At 34.8% G+C, this 17,026-nt stretch carries 10 protein-coding genes; 4 read left to right on the top strand and 6 right to left on the bottom strand.

What is annotated here, in order from left to right; all coding sequences use genetic code 11:
* Nucleotides 1-188 precede the first annotated feature (188 nt).
* Nucleotides 189-1,823, top strand: a complete 1,635-nt coding sequence (locus FN795_RS07260; RefSeq protein ID WP_142450021.1) for a S8 family peptidase — start codon at nucleotides 189-191, stop codon at nucleotides 1,821-1,823.
* 61 nt (nucleotides 1,824-1,884) lie between these two features.
* A complete protein-coding gene (locus tag FN795_RS07265) occupies nucleotides 1,885-3,765 on the top strand; it encodes a M1 family metallopeptidase (protein ID WP_142450022.1) in 1,881 nt (626 codons plus the stop codon).
* 75 nt (nucleotides 3,766-3,840) lie between these two features.
* Here FN795_RS07265 and FN795_RS07270 read toward each other — a convergent pair whose 3' ends face one another.
* Nucleotides 3,841-4,779 carry an L-threonine 3-dehydrogenase gene (locus FN795_RS07270; protein ID WP_142450023.1) on the bottom strand — a complete coding sequence of 313 codons (939 nt, stop codon included), beginning with the start codon at nucleotides 4,777-4,779 and terminating at the stop codon, nucleotides 3,841-3,843.
* 321 nt (nucleotides 4,780-5,100) lie between these two features.
* Between FN795_RS07270 and FN795_RS07275 the strand changes: the two genes are divergently transcribed.
* Together FN795_RS07275 and mfd are read left to right on the top strand one after the other, a co-directional pair.
* A complete protein-coding gene (locus FN795_RS07275; protein WP_142450024.1) occupies nucleotides 5,101-5,700 on the top strand; it encodes a hypothetical protein in 600 nt (199 codons plus the stop codon).
* Nucleotides 5,697-9,062 carry a transcription-repair coupling factor gene (gene mfd, locus FN795_RS07280; RefSeq protein WP_142450025.1) on the top strand — a complete coding sequence of 1,122 codons (3,366 nt, stop codon included), beginning with the start codon at nucleotides 5,697-5,699 and terminating at the stop codon, nucleotides 9,060-9,062. Before FN795_RS07275 ends, mfd begins: the two co-directional genes overlap by 4 nt.
* Before the next feature lie 204 nt (nucleotides 9,063-9,266).
* Here the strand turns inward: mfd and FN795_RS07285 are convergent, their stop codons facing one another.
* The 5 genes from FN795_RS07285 to FN795_RS07305 all read right to left on the bottom strand — a co-directional run bounded on the left by FN795_RS07285 (nucleotide 9,267) and on the right by FN795_RS07305 (nucleotide 17,022).
* Nucleotides 9,267-10,550 (bottom strand): IPT/TIG domain-containing protein, encoded by a 1,284-nt coding sequence (locus FN795_RS07285; protein WP_142450026.1) that lies wholly within the window; start codon nucleotides 10,548-10,550, stop codon nucleotides 9,267-9,269.
* Between the two features lie 152 nt (nucleotides 10,551-10,702).
* Nucleotides 10,703-12,883, bottom strand: a complete 2,181-nt coding sequence (locus FN795_RS07290; protein ID WP_142450027.1) for a glycoside hydrolase family 97 protein — start codon at nucleotides 12,881-12,883, stop codon at nucleotides 10,703-10,705.
* Nucleotides 12,884-12,931: 48 nt separating this feature from the next.
* Nucleotides 12,932-14,314: an alpha-amylase family glycosyl hydrolase gene (locus FN795_RS07295; protein WP_142450028.1), complete on the bottom strand. Its 1,383-nt coding sequence runs from the start codon at nucleotides 14,312-14,314 to the stop codon at nucleotides 12,932-12,934.
* A 105-nt stretch (nucleotides 14,315-14,419) separates the two neighbouring features.
* Nucleotides 14,420-15,499: a SusE domain-containing protein gene (locus FN795_RS07300; RefSeq protein ID WP_142450029.1), complete on the bottom strand. Its 1,080-nt coding sequence runs from the start codon at nucleotides 15,497-15,499 to the stop codon at nucleotides 14,420-14,422.
* A 14-nt stretch (nucleotides 15,500-15,513) separates the two neighbouring features.
* Entirely contained in the window at nucleotides 15,514-17,022 is a 1,509-nt protein-coding gene (locus FN795_RS07305) for a RagB/SusD family nutrient uptake outer membrane protein (protein WP_142450030.1), read from the bottom strand.
* Nucleotides 17,023-17,026 lie beyond the last annotated feature (4 nt).

Consider the following 17,026-nt stretch of genomic DNA (forward strand, 5'->3'; position numbering starts at 1 on the left):
CAGAAGTAGAAAGCCTTTATATTTTATAAGAATATTTTTAAGTATTTGATACAAAGCTTCTTTTGTTAGCTTTCTGTTTCCTTAAAGTAAATTTAAATAATCATAAGACAGTGTTAATCGTTAGTTTTTTGTAACAAAAAATCCTAATTTAGGCGCATCTTTTAACTTTGATATTAAATTAAGATTACATGAGTTATAATAAACCTATTAAATTATCTGCTTTTGCTTTGCTAGGTTTAGCAGGTTGCGGAACAACTTTACAAGCACAATCTTCTGCTTCTAAAGAGTTTATAAAAGCACCTTTGGCTGTTGTTAAAAAAGCACCGGTTACTGAAAATGAATTGAAAAGATGGAGTCATCTTGATTTGGTAAAAGATTCTATTCCGGGAATGAGTGTTGACAGAGCTTACGCTGAGTTATTGCAAGGAAAAACAGGTCAAAAAGTGATTGTAGGAATTGTAGATTCTGGTATCGATATCGAACACGAAGATTTGCAAGGAATGATCTGGACAAACCCAAAAGAAATTCCAGGAAACGGAATTGACGACGATAAAAACGGATTTATCGATGATGTTCATGGTTGGAATTTTCTTGGAAATGCCGTTCACGAAAATCTTGAACTGACGCGTATTGTGAAAAAGGGTGATGATGGTTCTGCGCAATATAAAGCTGCATTAGCACAATATAATGAGAAATATGAAGAAGCTTTAAGAAATAAGAGACAAGTCGATTTTTTATTAAATGTTCATAATACAATCAAAAAAGAGTTAAATAAAAAGACTTATAAAATAGAAGATTTAGCTGCTATTACTTCGACAAATCAAAATGTTTTAAATAGTAAGGAAGTAATGACCCAGGTTTTTACAAATGCAGGCCCAACTTTTGATCCAGAGGCTGATTTTGAAGAATACAGAGAGCAAGTTTATGATGAATTGGATTATAATTTAAACAAAGAATACGACGGAAGAAAAGTCGTAGGCGATAATCCTGATGATATCAAAAACAACCATTACGGAAATAATGTTGTTTTTGGCCCAGATAAAGAAAAAGCACTTCACGGAACTCACGTTGCCGGAATTATTGCGCAGGTTCGCGGGAATAATTTAGGCGGAGACGGAATAACAAACAATGTTGAAATCTTAACTGTAAGAGCAGTTCCTGATGGAGATGAATATGATAAAGATATTGCATTGGCAATTCGTTATGCAGTTGACAACGGAGCAAAAGTAATCAATGGAAGTTTTGGAAAAAGCTATTCTCCGCACAAAGACTGGGTTTACGATGCATTAAGCTATGCAGCAAAAAAAGATGTTTTAATCGTGCATGCAGCAGGTAATGACGGCTATAATATTGATGAAACTAAAAACATCAATTATCCAAATGATTCTAAAGACAACGTAAAAGAATTTACAAACAACGTTATTACAATTGGTGCAATCAATAAAGAATACGGAGAAAATGTAGTGGCAGGATTCTCGAATTTCGGAAAAATAAATGTAGACGTTTTTGCTCCGGGTGAAGAAATTTATGCAACAATTCCAAACAATAAATACAAATATTTGCAAGGAACTTCAATGGCGGCTCCAAATGCAGCAGGAGTAGCGGCATTGATTCGTTCATATTATCCAAAACTAAAAGCGGTTCAGGTAAAACAAATTTTAATGGATTCTGGAGTGGCGCTTCCATCAAAAGTAGTTTTGGGCGAAGGCGAAAATCCAGGTGAAAAACCAGCTGCGGTTTCTTCGGCAGAATCTTCAAAAACAGCCAAAATGGTAAATGCTTATAATGCTTTGCTAATGGCTGAAAAAATGTCAAAAAAATAATCAAGTAAAATATACTAATCCGGTGGAAGGGTGGCAGCCCTTCCATTTTATTAAAATAACCATGCGAAAAATAATACTATTATCCTTTCTGAGTTTGGGTTTAAACTCTGCTTTTGCGCAAAGTGCTCCTTACTGGCAACAACACGTAGATTACAAAATGGAAGTATCGATGGATGTAAAAAGCTATCAATACAAAGGAAAACAAGAGTTAGTTTATACTAATAATTCTCCTGATACTTTACGAAAAGTTTTTTATCATTTGTATCCAAATGCATTTCAGCCAGGAAGCGAAATGGACGCTCGTTTGCATTCTATAAAAGATCCAGATGCAAGAATGGTGAATAAAGTAAAAGATGCTGAAGGAAAAGAAATTAAACAAAGCCGAATTGAAACTTTAAAGCCAAATGAAATTGGTTTCTTAAAAGTTAGCAATTTTAAGCAAGATGGTGTTGCCGCTCAAACAAGACTTTCTTCAACGATTTTGGAAGTAACTTTGGCTAAACCAATTTTACCAGGTTCAAAAACTACTTTTACGTTAGATTTTGATGGTCAGGTTCCGGTTCAAATTCGTCGTTCTGGACGAAATAATAAAGAAGGTGTTGAACTTTCAATGTCACAATGGTATCCAAAATTAGCCGAATTCGATTTTGAAGGATGGCATGCAGATCCTTATGTAGCAAGAGAATTTCACGGTGTTTGGGGAGATTTTGATGTAAAAATCACAATCGATAAAGACTACACAATCGGAGGTTCAGGATATTTGCAAGATAAAAATTCAATTGGACACGGTTATGAAGATGCTGGTGTAACAGTTGTTTATCCGAAAAAAGCAAAAACTTTGACTTGGCATTTTATCGCGCCAAATGTTCACGATTTCACATGGGCAGCTGATAAAGCATATACGCATGATATTGTTAAAGGACCAAACGATGTTGATTTACACTTTTTCTATAAAAATGATGAAAAAACTACTGGAAACTGGAAACAGTTAGAGCCTTTAATGGTAAAAGTTATGGATTATTACAACCACAGAGTTGGACAATATCCGTACAAACAATATTCATTTATTCAAGGTGGTGATGGCGGAATGGAATACGCAATGTGTACTTTAATGTTAGGAAGCGGAACTCTTGAGGGAATTCTAGGAACTGCAACGCACGAATTAGGTCACTCTTGGTTTCAGCATATTTTGGCTTCAAACGAATCAAAACATCCTTGGATGGACGAAGGTTTTACAACTTACATCGAAGACAGTGCTTTGAATGAATTAAAAGGAGACAAAAAAGAAGTAAATCCATTTAAAGGAAATTATACAGCTTATTACAATTTAGTAAATTCTGGAAAAGAACAACCTCAAACTACACATGGTGACCGTTATGATGAAAACCGTCCGTACAGTATTTCATCTTATGTAAAAGGAAGTATTTTCCTTTCTCAGTTAGAATATGTAATTGGAAAAGAAAATGTTGATGCAACTTTAAAAAGATATTTCAACGATTTCAAATTCAAACATCCAACGCCAAATGATATCAAAAGAACGGCAGAAAGAGTTTCTGGTGCTGATTTAGATTGGTATTTAGTAGATTGGGCACAAACAGCAAACACAATTGATTACGGAATTAAAGACGTTGCTGATAATGCTGGAAAAACAACTGTTACTTTAGAAAGAATTGGAAGAATGCCAATGCCAATCGATTTAAAAGTGGATTACACTGATGGAACTTCTGAGACGTTCTACATTCCTTTAAGAATGATGAATTTCATCAAACCAAATCCAAATCCAAACGAGAAAAGAACAGTTCTAGAAGATTGGGCTTGGGCGCAGTCAAACTATAGTTTTTCAATTGATAAAAACAAAACTGCAATCAAAAAAATCACTATCGATCCAAGCGGATTAATGGCTGATATTAAAGCTGCAAATAATGTTTTTGAAGTGAAGTAATTTTCAAAAGATAATAAAAAGAAAGTCCCGTTTAAATTAATAAACGGGACTTTTTTATTTTAGAATAATTGAAGCTTAACTCAAATGCTCAATCATATCTTTTGTCATTGTTTCCAAATCAAAAGTATGTTTCCAGTTCCAGTCTTCTCTGGCAGAACTGTCGTCGATACTTGCTGGCCAGCTGTCCGCAATTTTCTGACGGAAATCTGGATTATAAGTAATTTCAAATTCCGGAATATGTTTTTTGATTTCGGCAGCGATTTCAGTTGGTGTAAAACTCATTGCCGCTAAATTGTATGAAGAGTGAATTTTAATCTGTTCAGTCGGCGCTTTCATGATGTTGATTGTTGCATCGATTGCATCATCCATATACATCATCGGCATTTTGGTTTCAGATGATAAAAAGCATTCGTATTTTTTATCGGCGATTGCTTTGTAAAAAATATCTACAGCATAATCTGTAGTTCCGCCACCTGGAGGCGTAGACCAGCTAATTAAGCCCGGATAACGAATACTACGCACATCAACGCCATAAATATTATGATAGTATTCGCACCATCTTTCTCCAGCTTGTTTACTAATTCCGTAAACAGTTGAAGGTTCCATTATCGTATATTGAGGTGTATTTTCTTTTGGAGTTGTTGGGCCAAAAACAGCGATACTTGAAGGCCAGAAAATCTTTTTAATTTTTTTTGCTTTCGCTAAATTCAAAACATGAAAAAGAGAATTCATATTCAAATCCCATGCAAAAGCTGGATTTTTTTCTGCCGTTGCTGATAAAAGCGCAGCCATCAAATAAATATCTGTAATTTGATGAACTTCAACCAAATGTTCGATTTGGTTAAAATCTAAAGCATTGACGACTTCAAAAGGCCCTGAATTAACAACGTCAGTATTTAATTTTCGAATATCAGAAGCAATTACATTTTCTGTTCCGTATAACTTACGCAATTTCTGGGTTAATTCTGTCCCAATTTGACCGCAAGCACCAATGATCAAAATTTTTGGATTCATTTTGTAGTTTTTTAGAGATACAAATATAACGTTTTCGCAATTACGTATGTTTTTTAGAATCATAAATTATAAATTCAGTAATGAAAAAGTTTTTTTGTTGGATAATTCTCTTTTTCAAGGGTGTGTCTTTGTGTCTATAAGAGTGTGCTTATGTGCCTTTGAAAAATTGTTCCTAAAAATCATTTTTATTGATGATAAGCACTCAAAAAAGGATCTTATTTTGTGATTCTGAACGTTAATAGAATTATAGAATCTTTGGCAAAAAACAGCCTTCGTAATTGTAAATTTACTTTGTAACTTTGTAGCTTAATGTTTTATCAGATGAAATTTAAAATATCTCTTTTTTTACTTTTGGTTTTTGTGTTGCAATCTTGTCAGGATGAAAATGCAAAACGACTTGCAGAACAACAAAAAGTAGCCAAAAAGAATGAGAAAATCTTCAATAATATAAATAAAGCGTGGACTTTTATAGATGAGCCAATTAATGAAGCTGCAGAGAAAAATGTGAGCACTTGGAATGAATGGCGCGAATTTTTAAAAGAAATTGGAGAAAAACCACGAAGAACAATCGGAGCATTTCAAAAAAAGTCAAAAGCGATTTCAAAAAAAGCATTGGCTTTAAACAACAATATTCCAGCCGAACTTAATCAGCCTGCAATCAAAAGCCGAATTTCAATTTTGATTACCAAAGTCAAAATGATGGAATTGTTTATCAATCTGAGCACCGTTCCAGATGATAAAGTGACTTTTTTAATAGGCGAAATCAACAAAGAAATTATTTCATTGGAAAGACAAATGGATAAAATTGTTGAGAAAGCCAAAATCCCGAAAGAGCAAGGAGAAGAAGATTTTCTTAGAATGTTAGATACAACAAGAGCAATTCCGAATGCTAAAGTAGATCCAAATTTATCAATAAATTGAGTAAAAACGCCTTATATACTACCTACGATAATTTGCCCAAAGCAGAGCAGATTGCTGCAAGTTTGCTAGAAGGGAATCAGATAAAAATGAACCTTAGCGGATTGCTTGGATCTTCGGTTTCGTTTATAATTCGTTCTGTTTTTAAGAAAACCGAATTGCCTTTTTTAATTGTTTTAGACAATAAAGAAGAAGCAGCATATTATTTGAACGATTTGGAACAAATGATCGGCGAGCAGGATGTTTTATTTTATCCCGCTTCATTTCGTCGTCCGTATCAAATTGATGAAACGGATAACGCGAATGTTTTGCTTCGCGCTGAGGTTTTAAACCGAATTAATTCTAGAAAAAAACCAGCGGTAATTGTTACCTATCCAGAAGCTCTTTTTGAAAAAGTAGTTACAAGAAGAGAACTCGATAAAAACACTTTAAAAGTCGCATTGAATGATAAAATTTCGATCGATTTTATCAACGAAGTTTTGTTCGAATATGAATTCAAAAGAGTAGATTTCATTACAGAACCTGGCGAATTTTCGGTTCGTGGAGGAATTGTCGATGTTTTTTCTTTTTCAAATGATCATCCTTATAGAATAGAGTTTTTTGGAAATGAAGTAGACAGCATCAGAACTTTTGATGTTGAAACACAATTATCAGTTCAGACACATAAAAAAATCACGATTATCCCGAATGTTGAAAACAAACTTTTTCAGGAAAACCGCGAAAGCTTTTTAGATTATATTGCTGAAAGAACCGTTCTTTTTATTCAAAATACAGAAGGGCTTTTTAGTCAGCTGGACAAGCAATTCGCAAGAGCAGAAGAAGCTTTTGAGAAACTTTCGAAAGAAATAAAACACGCCACGCCAGAACAATTATTTTTAAATCAGGCGTCATTTATAAAAAGATCTTTGGATTTTTCAGTTGTAGAATTGGCTTCAAGACCAGTTTATAAAACAACTAAGAAATTTGAATTTCACATTCAGCCTCAGCCATCCTTCAATAAACAATTTGATTTATTGCTGAATAATCTGAGCGAAAATCATTTTAACGGATATGTGAATTATCTGTTTTGCTCGAATGACACTCAGGCAAAACGTTTTCATGATATTTTTGAATCTTTGGATGAAGCCAATTCAGAGAATATTCGAAAACAATATCATACAATTGTATTGCCTTTATATCAGGGATTTATTGATGAAGAAAATCAAATAACGGCTTATACCGATCATCAGATTTTTGAGCGTTATCATAAATTCAATATCAAAAACGGATATTCGAAAAAGCAGAACATTACGCTTAAAGAATTAACTGCACTTTCGGTTGGCGATTATGTAACGCACATTGATCACGGAATCGGAAAGTTTGGCGGATTGCAGAAAATTCAGGTAGAAGGCAAAACGCAGGAAGCAATAAAATTGGTTTATGCCGATAATGATATCGTTTATGTGAGCATTCACTCGCTTCATAAAATTTCGAAATACAACGGAAAAGACGGAACGCCTCCGAAAATCTACAAATTAGGATCGAACGCCTGGAAAGTTTTAAAACAAAAAACCAAAGCACGTGTTAAACATATTGCCTTCAATTTAATTCAGTTGTATGCAAAACGCCGTTTAGAAAAAGGTTTTCAATTTGCGCCGGATAGTTATTTGCAAAACGAATTAGAAAGTTCGTTTATTTATGAAGATACGCCAGATCAAACTAAATCGACAGCAGAAGTAAAAGCCGATATGGAAAGCGATCGCCCAATGGATCGTTTGGTTTGTGGTGACGTTGGTTTTGGGAAAACAGAAGTTGCAATTCGTGCTGCTTTTAAAGCCGTTGATAACAGTAAACAAGTCGCAGTTTTAGTTCCGACAACTATTTTGGCGTATCAACATTTTAGAACTTTTTCAGAACGTTTGAAAGATATGCCGGTGACAATTGGTTATTTAAACCGATTCAGAACCGCAAAACAAAAAACGCAAACCTTAAAAGATCTAGCCGAAGGAAAACTTGATATTGTTATTGGAACACATCAATTAGTAAACAAAAATGTAGTTTTTAAAGATTTAGGTTTATTGATTGTTGATGAGGAACAAAAGTTTGGAGTGAACGTAAAAGATAAATTAAAAACGATTGCTGCAAATGTTGATACGTTGACATTGACTGCAACGCCAATTCCGAGAACACTTCAGTTTTCGTTAATGGCAGCAAGAGATTTATCGGTAATTACAACGCCTCCGCCAAATCGTTATCCGATCGAGACGAATGTGGTTGGTTTTAATGAAGAAATAATTCGTGATGCGATTTCGTATGAAATTCAAAGAAACGGACAGGTTTTTTTCATCAATAACCGAATTGAAAATATAAAAGAAGTGGCCGGAATGATTCAGCGTTTGGTTCCAAATGCAAGAGTCGGAATTGGCCACGGACAAATGGACGGCGCGAAACTCGAAGAATTGATGTTAGGTTTCATGAACGGAGATTTTGATGTTTTGGTGGCAACAACAATTATCGAAAGTGGATTGGATGTTCCAAATGCGAACACGATTTTCATCAACAACGCCAATAATTTCGGATTATCAGATTTGCATCAAATGCGTGGTCGAGTTGGACGAAGCAACAAAAAAGCATTCTGTTATTTCATCTGCCCGCCGTATTCGTCAATGACAGAAGATGCAAGAAAACGTATTCAGGCATTGGAACAATTCAGCGAATTGGGAAGCGGTTTCAATATTGCGATGAAAGACCTTGAAATTCGTGGCGCTGGAGATTTATTAGGTGGTGAACAAAGCGGTTTCATCAACGAAATTGGTTTTGATACCTACCAAAAAATCATGAACGAAGCGATTGAAGAATTGAAGGAAAACGAATTCAAAGATTTGTATCCGGAAGAAAATGATATCGATACCAAAGAATACGTAAAAGACATTCAGATCGATGCCGATTTCGAGCTTTTATTCCCAGACGAATATATCAATAACGTTTCAGAGCGTTTGGTTTTATATAATGAATTGGGCGCAATAAAAGACGAAGCTGGTTTACAGGAATTCGAGAAAAAACTGATAGACCGTTTCGGGCCGTTACCAAAACAAGCGGTTTCTTTATTAAACAGCATCCGAATAAAATGGATTGCAACAAAAGTTGGAATTGAGAAATTAGTCTTGAAACAAGGTAAAATGATTGGTTATTTTGTTTCAGACCAACAATCAGATTATTATCAATCGGTGAAGTTTAGAAATGTCTTGAATTTTGTTCAAAAACAAAATTCACTTTGCAAAATGAAAGAAAAACAAACCGTAAATGGATTACGTTTGCTGTTGACTTTTGAAAATGTGAAGTCAATAAAACGTGCTTTGGAGTTGATGGAATTGTTTGAGGAGTAAGATTTTTAGAAGCAGAAATTTGTAGTTTCAAAAAAACACCTGTCCCGCTATCCCTTACAATCTTTTGTGCCGAACCCCGGCACAAAAGGATTTCAGTTCTATAGGTGCTAGATTAGACGATTAGTGCTTCTATTTTCCTTTTTTAAAATTAAAAAATTGGCCTGATAAATAGTTATCAGGCCAATTTTTTTGAAACAATTAAATTTATTCAATTTTTAGATATTGTAAACCTTTAAAACCAGAAATTAGAATTTTAGATTTAGAAAAAGAAATATCGAGTATGTAGGAATCAGCAGGTAATTCCAATTCTAACTCCCATGATGCTCCGGAATTTTTTGTGACCAATAATTTATCTCCTGACTGAATGTACCATTCTGTTTCCGTTCTAAGAAATACTGAAGTCACGTTTGTTTTTACTACAGTCCATGATTTAAGCATATCAGTAGATTGCACTAATGTATGGTCATTTTCATTTATTGACAGGATTTGGTTAATGTTTTTAAACTTATAAAGAGGAAGGATGTTTTTATTTATTTTGGAAATTGTATCTTTAATAGTCCAATCACTATAACCGGTTGGAGATTCTAATACTGCATTTTTATCGTAATTATAATTTGAATCATAAATTAAACCTAGTTGATAAAACTTACCATTAGAAGTTGATTTGCCAAAAGCTTTAACATGTAGTTTTACCTTGTCACTTTTACTATCTATAGCCCAAGCAGGAGGTTCATTTTTAATAAAAGTTTTGCCGTTATCTTTGGTGTAAACTTGCCCCCCAACCATTGTATTTAAGATACAGTTATTGTTTTCTAAAAATCCTATGCTTAAATCACTTCTAGTAAATCGATATTCGGTAGTAATTTTAGTGGTTGTTTCAAAAGCATTATCTGTAAAACTAGCATTAGGAGTAGATACTAGAATTCCTGTTTTATCATCAATCATTTGAAACTCTTCAAAAGAAGACGAACTTATAGTAGTTTGCGTGTATCCTGTTGATTTAGCTTCTATTTTTTTAGGAATTCCACTATCTAGGAGTGAAAATATAGTTTTACTGTTTTCTAAAACAGTGGATCTATAAATATTTAATGTTCCGAGAGCATTTATCTTATTCCAACCTTTCGCTATGGCGTTAAAATTTAAAGGGCTACTGCTTATATTTTGAATTTGTATTTTTAAGATATTTACTCCAGATTTAACATTTGGACCAGCAAGTACAATTTTGGTATTTGTAATTTCTTTAGGAGTTACTTCTACCTCATTTATAAAAATTTTAGTTGGATAATCTTTATTAACAAAATTAGATCCTGTAAGTTCTAAATCTTCCCCTGCAAAAAGAAATTCAGTAGAAGTGCTTGTAATTGTAATTGGTGACGGAGTAATTATAACGGGAGTTTCGGTTTTTTTTTCACCGGATTCATCGCTAGAACACGAAACAAATAATCCTCCGACTAAGAGAATGGTAATTAAAAGTAATTTTCTTTTCATTATTTAGGAATTAGATTTTCTCCTGTAAAAAAATGAAATTATATGGAGAAATCACTACGGGAAACCTCATTTATGGCTTATTTTTATATATAAAAAATGACGCAAGAAAATTTCATGCGCCATTTTTACTTACTACCTAATTAACCAAAATTTTATAGTTTCTTCAATCCTTTTAATTCAGAAGGATTCCCTTCTTTAATACTGATTGCAACACCACCTCCAGGAGCTAGATATTGCTTTAATTTGCTTTTTGAGGTTACAATAACTTTTGTAACCGTATATTTTTGTGGATTTTCTTTCCAATTTGCTTCTTTCGCATCAGCATAAATAGTAGCGATATAGCTTTTTCCGGCCGGTAAATAATCAAAAGAAATGTTGGCTGTTCTTGCATTTTCATCTGTAATTCCGCCAATAAACCATTCGTTTTTGCCTTTTGCTTTGCGGGCAATCGTAATGTAATCTCCAGGTTCAGCTTCGAGAATATAACTGTTATCCCAATCGACCGCGACATCTTTTATGAATTGAAAAGCATCTGGAAAACGTTCATAATTTCCCGGAATATCAGCTGCCATTTGCAAAGGACTGTACATGGTTACATAATAAGCCAATTGTTTTACTAAAGTTGTGTTTACACGTTGTGTACTTCCTGTTCCATAATACGAAAGATCGGTTTGGAAAATTCCAGGTGTATAATCCATTGGTCCGCCCATTAATCTTGTAAAAGGTAAAATCGTTGTATGATCTGGAGCTAATCCGCCCATTGATTCAAACTCAGTTCCACGTGCAGATTCCTGTGCAATCCAGTTTGGAAAAGTTCGGTTTAATCCAGTTGGTCGAACGGCTTCGTGGCTGTCAATCATGATTTTATAATCGGCAGCACGTTTGGCTACATTTATATAATGATTGACCATCCATTGTCCGTCGTGATGTTCGCCACGCGGAATAATTTTCCCAACATAACCTGTTTTTACAGCGTCATAACCGTTGTCATTCATGTACTGAAAAGCACGATCCAAACGTCTTTCATAATTCGTTGCCGAGCCTGAAGTTTCATGATGCATGATAATTTTCACGCCTTTTGAAGCGGCATATTCATGAACCGCTTTTACATCAAAATCCGGATAAGGCGTTACATAATCAAAAACTTCTTCTTTCCAGTTTCCAATCCAGTCTTCCCAGCCAATGTTCCAACCTTCAATCAAAATTGCATCAAAACCATTTTTAGAAGCAAAATCAATGTATTCTTTTGCTCGTTCTGTTGTCGCTCCGTGTTTTCCATTCGGCGTAAGCTTGGTGAAATCATCAGTTAGCTTAACATTATTTTCTTTTCCAAAAGCCCAAGTACTTCTTCCTGCAACAAAATATTCCCACCAAATCCCGATAAATTTCACCGGTTTAATCCATGAGACATCTTTATAACTTGTTGGTTCGTTTAGATTCAGAATTAATTTTGAAGCCAAAATATCAGTCGCTTTGTCGCTTACTACAATTGTTCTCCAAGGCGATTGTGCATCAGTTTGCATATAACCTTTTGCTCCAAGTGCATCTGGCGCCAAATGACTTATCATTTTATTGTTTGCAGCATCAACTTCAAGGTACATTGCGGGATAATTAATTAATCCAGCTTCGTGAATGTTGATATACAAACCATCATCAGATTTCATCATAGAAGGCGTTTGAACCGATAATTCTTTGATTGGATATTGTGCATTAATCTCAATTGTCGCTTTTTTCATCAAAGAAGGAATTTCCGAAATCTTCGAAGTGGTGTACGCATATTCATTCGTATCATAATCTCCCGGAATCCAGAAAATTTTATGATTTCCAGCCAAATTAAATTCAGAACGTTCTTCTTTAATAACAAAATAACTCAGATCATTTTGCTTTGGAAATTCATATCGAAAACCTAATCCGTCGTTGAATAAACGAAAACGGATTCGGATAAAGCGGTTGTTGTTTTTCGCTTGCGCTAAAGTCACAACCAATTCGTTATAATGATTTCGAATCGTTTTTTCTTCTCCCAAAACAGGATTCCAGCTTTCATCAACCGAAGTTTGTGCGGAGTTGGTAACCGTAAAACCGTCCATGAAAGAAGCTCCGTTTTGAGTTTCTAATCCTAATGAACTTGGTTTGACAATAGGTTTTTGTTTGTATGATAATTGATATGAAGGAATTCCGCCTTCTTTCAATTCAAATTTTAAAGAAAGATTTTTGTCTGGCGAGGTTATTTCCTGCGCACGAACCCATAATGAGTTCGCACACACGAAAAATAAAAGCATTATTGTTTTGCTCAAACGAATTTGAAGCAGCATTTTTTTGGATTGAAAATTCATGTTATTTGGTTTTGTACAAATTTAGATCTATTTAAATCTGTATTGGAATTAATTTTTCAATACTAAATATTGAAATGGCTGTAATGTTATATCAGAACCAAGTGTAACGGAAGCTCCTGTAAAAGCATCTTTCCAAGTTGTTTTTAAAGCAGGTGAAACAAGATATTTTACAGCGCTACTGGTCAAATTAGAAAGAACCAAAACCTTTTCACTTTCGTTAACCATTGTAAAAGCACTTACAGCATCATTGCTATATCCGGTATAAGTTCCTTTTTTAATGGCACTGCTGGAATTTCTGAAAGCGATTATTTTTTTGTATTCCGTTAAAACAGAAGCATCAGCAGTAGACCAGTCAATTGGCGTTTTTGCAAAATAATTGATTCTTTTATTGTATCCTACTTCTTGTCCGTTGTAAATCATTGGAACCGATTTTAAATAAGCGGCAACAACAAATGTAGCGATTGAACCTTGTTTGCCTCCAAAAAGCTCGTAAGGCGTTCCTTCAGCAAGATTAACGTCGTGATTACTGGTGTATCTTACAATTCTGTTTTCTGGTCTATAAATGGTTGCGTATTCGGTTGCGTTTGACTCCTGAATAGAAAGAGCTGATTTATTTTCTTTAAAGACTTTTTCTAAAGCGGAGAAAAAGTTAAATCCGAATGTGTAATCAAATCCAGAAACAAAATGACTTGCTTTTGAACCTTCAGCAAGCATCAAGATGTTTTGGTTTTTTTTGATTTTTCTCAATTTTGTTATAGCATCAGTCCAAAAGTTTTGAGGAACTAAATCGGCATAATCACATCTGAAACCATCAATGTTTGTATTGTAAACCCAGTAAGACATTGCGTCGATCATTGCATCTTTCATTTCAGTATTATTGAAATCCAACTGTGCAACATCATTATAATTAGTTCCCGGAGGAATAATAATTTCTCCTTTGTCATTTTTTTGATACCAATTTGGATGTTGTGTAATCCATGCATTATCCCACGCTGTATGATTGGCAACCCAGTCAAGAATTACAGCCATGTTTTTTTTGTGTGCTTCTTCGACCAAAACCTGAAGATCTTGCAAAGTTCCAAAATCAGGATTTACAGCTTTATAATCTTTAACCGCATAAGGCGAGCCAAGTTCACCTGAAGCTTTTACTTTTCCAACAGGATAAACAGGCATTAAATAAACCACATTTGCACCAAGTTCCTGAATTTGTGTTAATCTGTCCTGAACACCTTTTAATGTTCCAGCCTGACTAAAAGCGCGTATGTTTACCTGATAAATTATGGCGTCTTCCTTTTTTGGCATTTTATCGAAAGATGCTCCATATTGCGTGTAAGGAGAAACTGGATCTGCTTCATTGTCATCAGATGAACTGCATGAAACAAATGCCAAAGCCAGCAGAAATGTATAAACGAGTTTTGTATTAAATTTCATATTTTTTGATTTAGTTTAATAAATCCAGAGCTGAAAGATAGCCTGCCTTTCGCTCAAAAAAGGCAGGTATCACTCAAACTAATCTAGCTTTATTACAATGTTAGATTATTTTTTAACGATCGTACAAGTTGCTGTTTTTGGATAGCCATTGCTTGTAGGATCTATTTCATTAATCTTGAAAGTTACTTCGTAAAGACCTGCTTCAGGAATGTCATAAGCATTTCCATTATCAAGATTAATTGTATTTGTTGAAGGATCTGCAGGACCATAATTAATAGTCCAACTATTGTTTAGTCTAAATTTTAGTGCTCCTGTTACCAAATTGGTCGTAATTTTCCAAGTTTTAGTTTGGTGATCGTAACTCATAGGAGTACTATTGTCCCATCCGCCAGGTTGTGAAGTTCCAACAATTCCCCAAGAATAAGGCGTAGCGCTCCATTTCAGCGTATTTAAATTTGCTTTAATTTGGTACGAACCTGCTCCCGGAAGTGTGAAATCAGTGTCACTCATGTTTTTCATATCAGCATTTGTGTCCCCTGCACCGAAGAATTGAGCCCAGTTTCTTCCTCTATTTAACTTAAATCCAGGACCTGCACCCACAGGTAAAGTCATATAACCTTGATAAACTCCTATCTGGATTTCTGTTAAGGCTGCTGCCGTTTCTACAGCCCATCCCTGATAACTTCCAGGCATAAATATTTCGCCAATAACAACAGTTTTCAGGTAAGGTGTTACTTTAATCATGATAGGGTCTGAATAAATTCTATGATCCATTGTAGATTCGATACGAATTACTACATCTGCGGCCACGTTAGGTTTAAGTCCTAAATCGGTAACAATTTTATTTAATTCTGCTCCTGTAAACGATTTGCTTAAAACATCTTCTCCAGCTACAATACGTATGGCTTTTCCCCAAGCTTCGCTTCCTTTGATATCGCTAGGCATATCAAATTGTACAGCATAAGTAACCGGAGCCGAAATAGGATAGGTTACTTTTGGCCATGAAACAAGTAAAGCTGGTTGATCTGAAACATCCTCTTTAAGTACAATCGTACTCGATGAAACTTCAATTGCAGAAGGAAAAGTTACCGTTGCTAATGTTGTTAATTGTCCTTCGGTTTCGCAGGAAGTAGCTAAAAAAAGCAAACTGCCTAATACGAATAATTTATCTATATATTTTTTCATAATAGTTTTTGTTTTTAGTAACCTGGGTTTTGTTTAAGTCCACGATTTGCATCTAAAGCAGATGTTGGAATTGGGAACAATTTTCTGTAAGCAGGAGAAGCTGGTCTGAATTGATTTGCCAATAAAAATTTATCAAAACGAATCATATCTTGTCTTCTGTGACCTTCCCAGTTTAATTCAAAACCTCTTTCATTATAAATATCATCAAGAGTTGGATTTGCTGCCAAAGGATCTAAACCTGCACGTTGTCTGATTTGATCTATAAAAGGTTTTGCAGCTGTAGGATTTCCTAAACGCACATTACATTCTGCCATCATTAAGATTACATCAGCATATCTGTAAATTGGAAAGTCATTTGAAGCTCCACCACCAGTTTGCGCTCCTGCCGGATAAAATTTGACATTACGAACTCCAGCCTGAGGAGCCGCACCCGGATTGTCTAAAGAACCCACTTCAAGCGTGTAATTAAATCCGCCTGGTTGTTCTCCAAATAAGAATTGCTTTCTTCGGATATCATTTGTAGCATATTTCAGGAAGAAATCTGTAGGTACAATAGTTCCGTTCCATCCAGCAAGTCCAAACATTTTTGTACCCTGTGGTCCGTATACACTGCGAACAGCGTAAACATTTCTTGAAACTACATCAAGAGTTGCGAAAATTGGCAAAATAGTTTCATCGTCCGGAAGTACATCTCCAAACAATTCATAATATTTATTTCCTAATGGGCTAGAAGGATTTTCTGCACCAGAATGCAATGAAAAACCACCTTCGCTTACTTTGTTACAAGCCGCTAAACATTCAGCCCATTTTGCTTCTCCTGTATAAACCTGAGCATTTAGATATACTTTTGCTAATAAGGTGTATCCTGCCCATTTGTTGAATCTCCCGTAATAATTTCCGCCTTTTGTAACAGAAAGTGATTCTACATTTTCAGTTAATTCTTTTACAATAAAAGCAAAAACGGCTGCACGACTTGCTTGTGGAATTTTATCAACAGTAATATTGTTGTCAGTATAAAAAGGCACATCTCCAAAATCATCAATCAATAAATAATAAAAGAAAGCACGTAATACTTTTGCTTCAGCGATTTTTGAAGCATCTGCTTTTGATTTTTCTAATAACTCAACAGCTAAATTGGCTTTGAAAATACTATTGTATAACCAGTTCCATGTATTGTTAATAATGAATTCAGAAGGAAGCCATTCATGTTTGTGCAAACGGGCAAAATCTTGTTGCCAGTTACCGTCATTTCTATGCGGAATTACTTGTTCGTCAGAAGACATACAGTTCATGTCATACCAACCGTTATCAGCACCTGCATATCCAACTCCCGGAACATTTTTACGTTCAAAGTCACCTGGAATTTCTGCATAAACACTTGCCAAAGCAATATTTGCTCCTTCTGGAGTTCCGTAAAAAGTGTCTGGCTGATATTTGTCGTAAATATTTTCGTTGATATCTGTACAGCTAAAAAGGGTAAGGAAACATGCGCTTCCTGCTAATACTATATTTTTAATTTTCATTTCT

Source organism: Flavobacterium resistens (assembly GCF_900182645.1).
Taxonomy (GTDB): Bacteria; Bacteroidota; Bacteroidia; order Flavobacteriales; family Flavobacteriaceae; genus Flavobacterium; species Flavobacterium resistens.

Bases quoted from the DNA above. Each gene is read 5' to 3' on its own strand.
- FN795_RS07260 (WP_142450021.1), top strand. From the start codon at position 189: ATGAGTTATAATAAACCTATTAAATTATCTGCTTTTGCTTTGCTAGGT.
- FN795_RS07265 (WP_142450022.1), top strand. From the start codon at position 1,885: ATGCGAAAAATAATACTATTATCCTTTCTGAGTTTGGGTTTAAACTCT.
- FN795_RS07270 (WP_142450023.1), bottom strand. From the start codon at position 4,779: ATGAATCCAAAAATTTTGATCATTGGTGCTTGCGGTCAAATTGGGACA.
- FN795_RS07275 (WP_142450024.1), top strand. From the start codon at position 5,101: ATGAAATTTAAAATATCTCTTTTTTTACTTTTGGTTTTTGTGTTGCAA.
- FN795_RS07285 (WP_142450026.1), bottom strand. From the start codon at position 10,550: ATGAAAAGAAAATTACTTTTAATTACCATTCTCTTAGTCGGAGGATTA.
- FN795_RS07290 (WP_142450027.1), bottom strand. From the start codon at position 12,883: ATGAATTTTCAATCCAAAAAAATGCTGCTTCAAATTCGTTTGAGCAAA.
- FN795_RS07295 (WP_142450028.1), bottom strand. From the start codon at position 14,314: ATGAAATTTAATACAAAACTCGTTTATACATTTCTGCTGGCTTTGGCA.
- FN795_RS07300 (WP_142450029.1), bottom strand. From the start codon at position 15,499: ATGAAAAAATATATAGATAAATTATTCGTATTAGGCAGTTTGCTTTTT.
- FN795_RS07305 (WP_142450030.1), bottom strand. From the start codon at position 17,022: ATGAAAATTAAAAATATAGTATTAGCAGGAAGCGCATGTTTCCTTACC.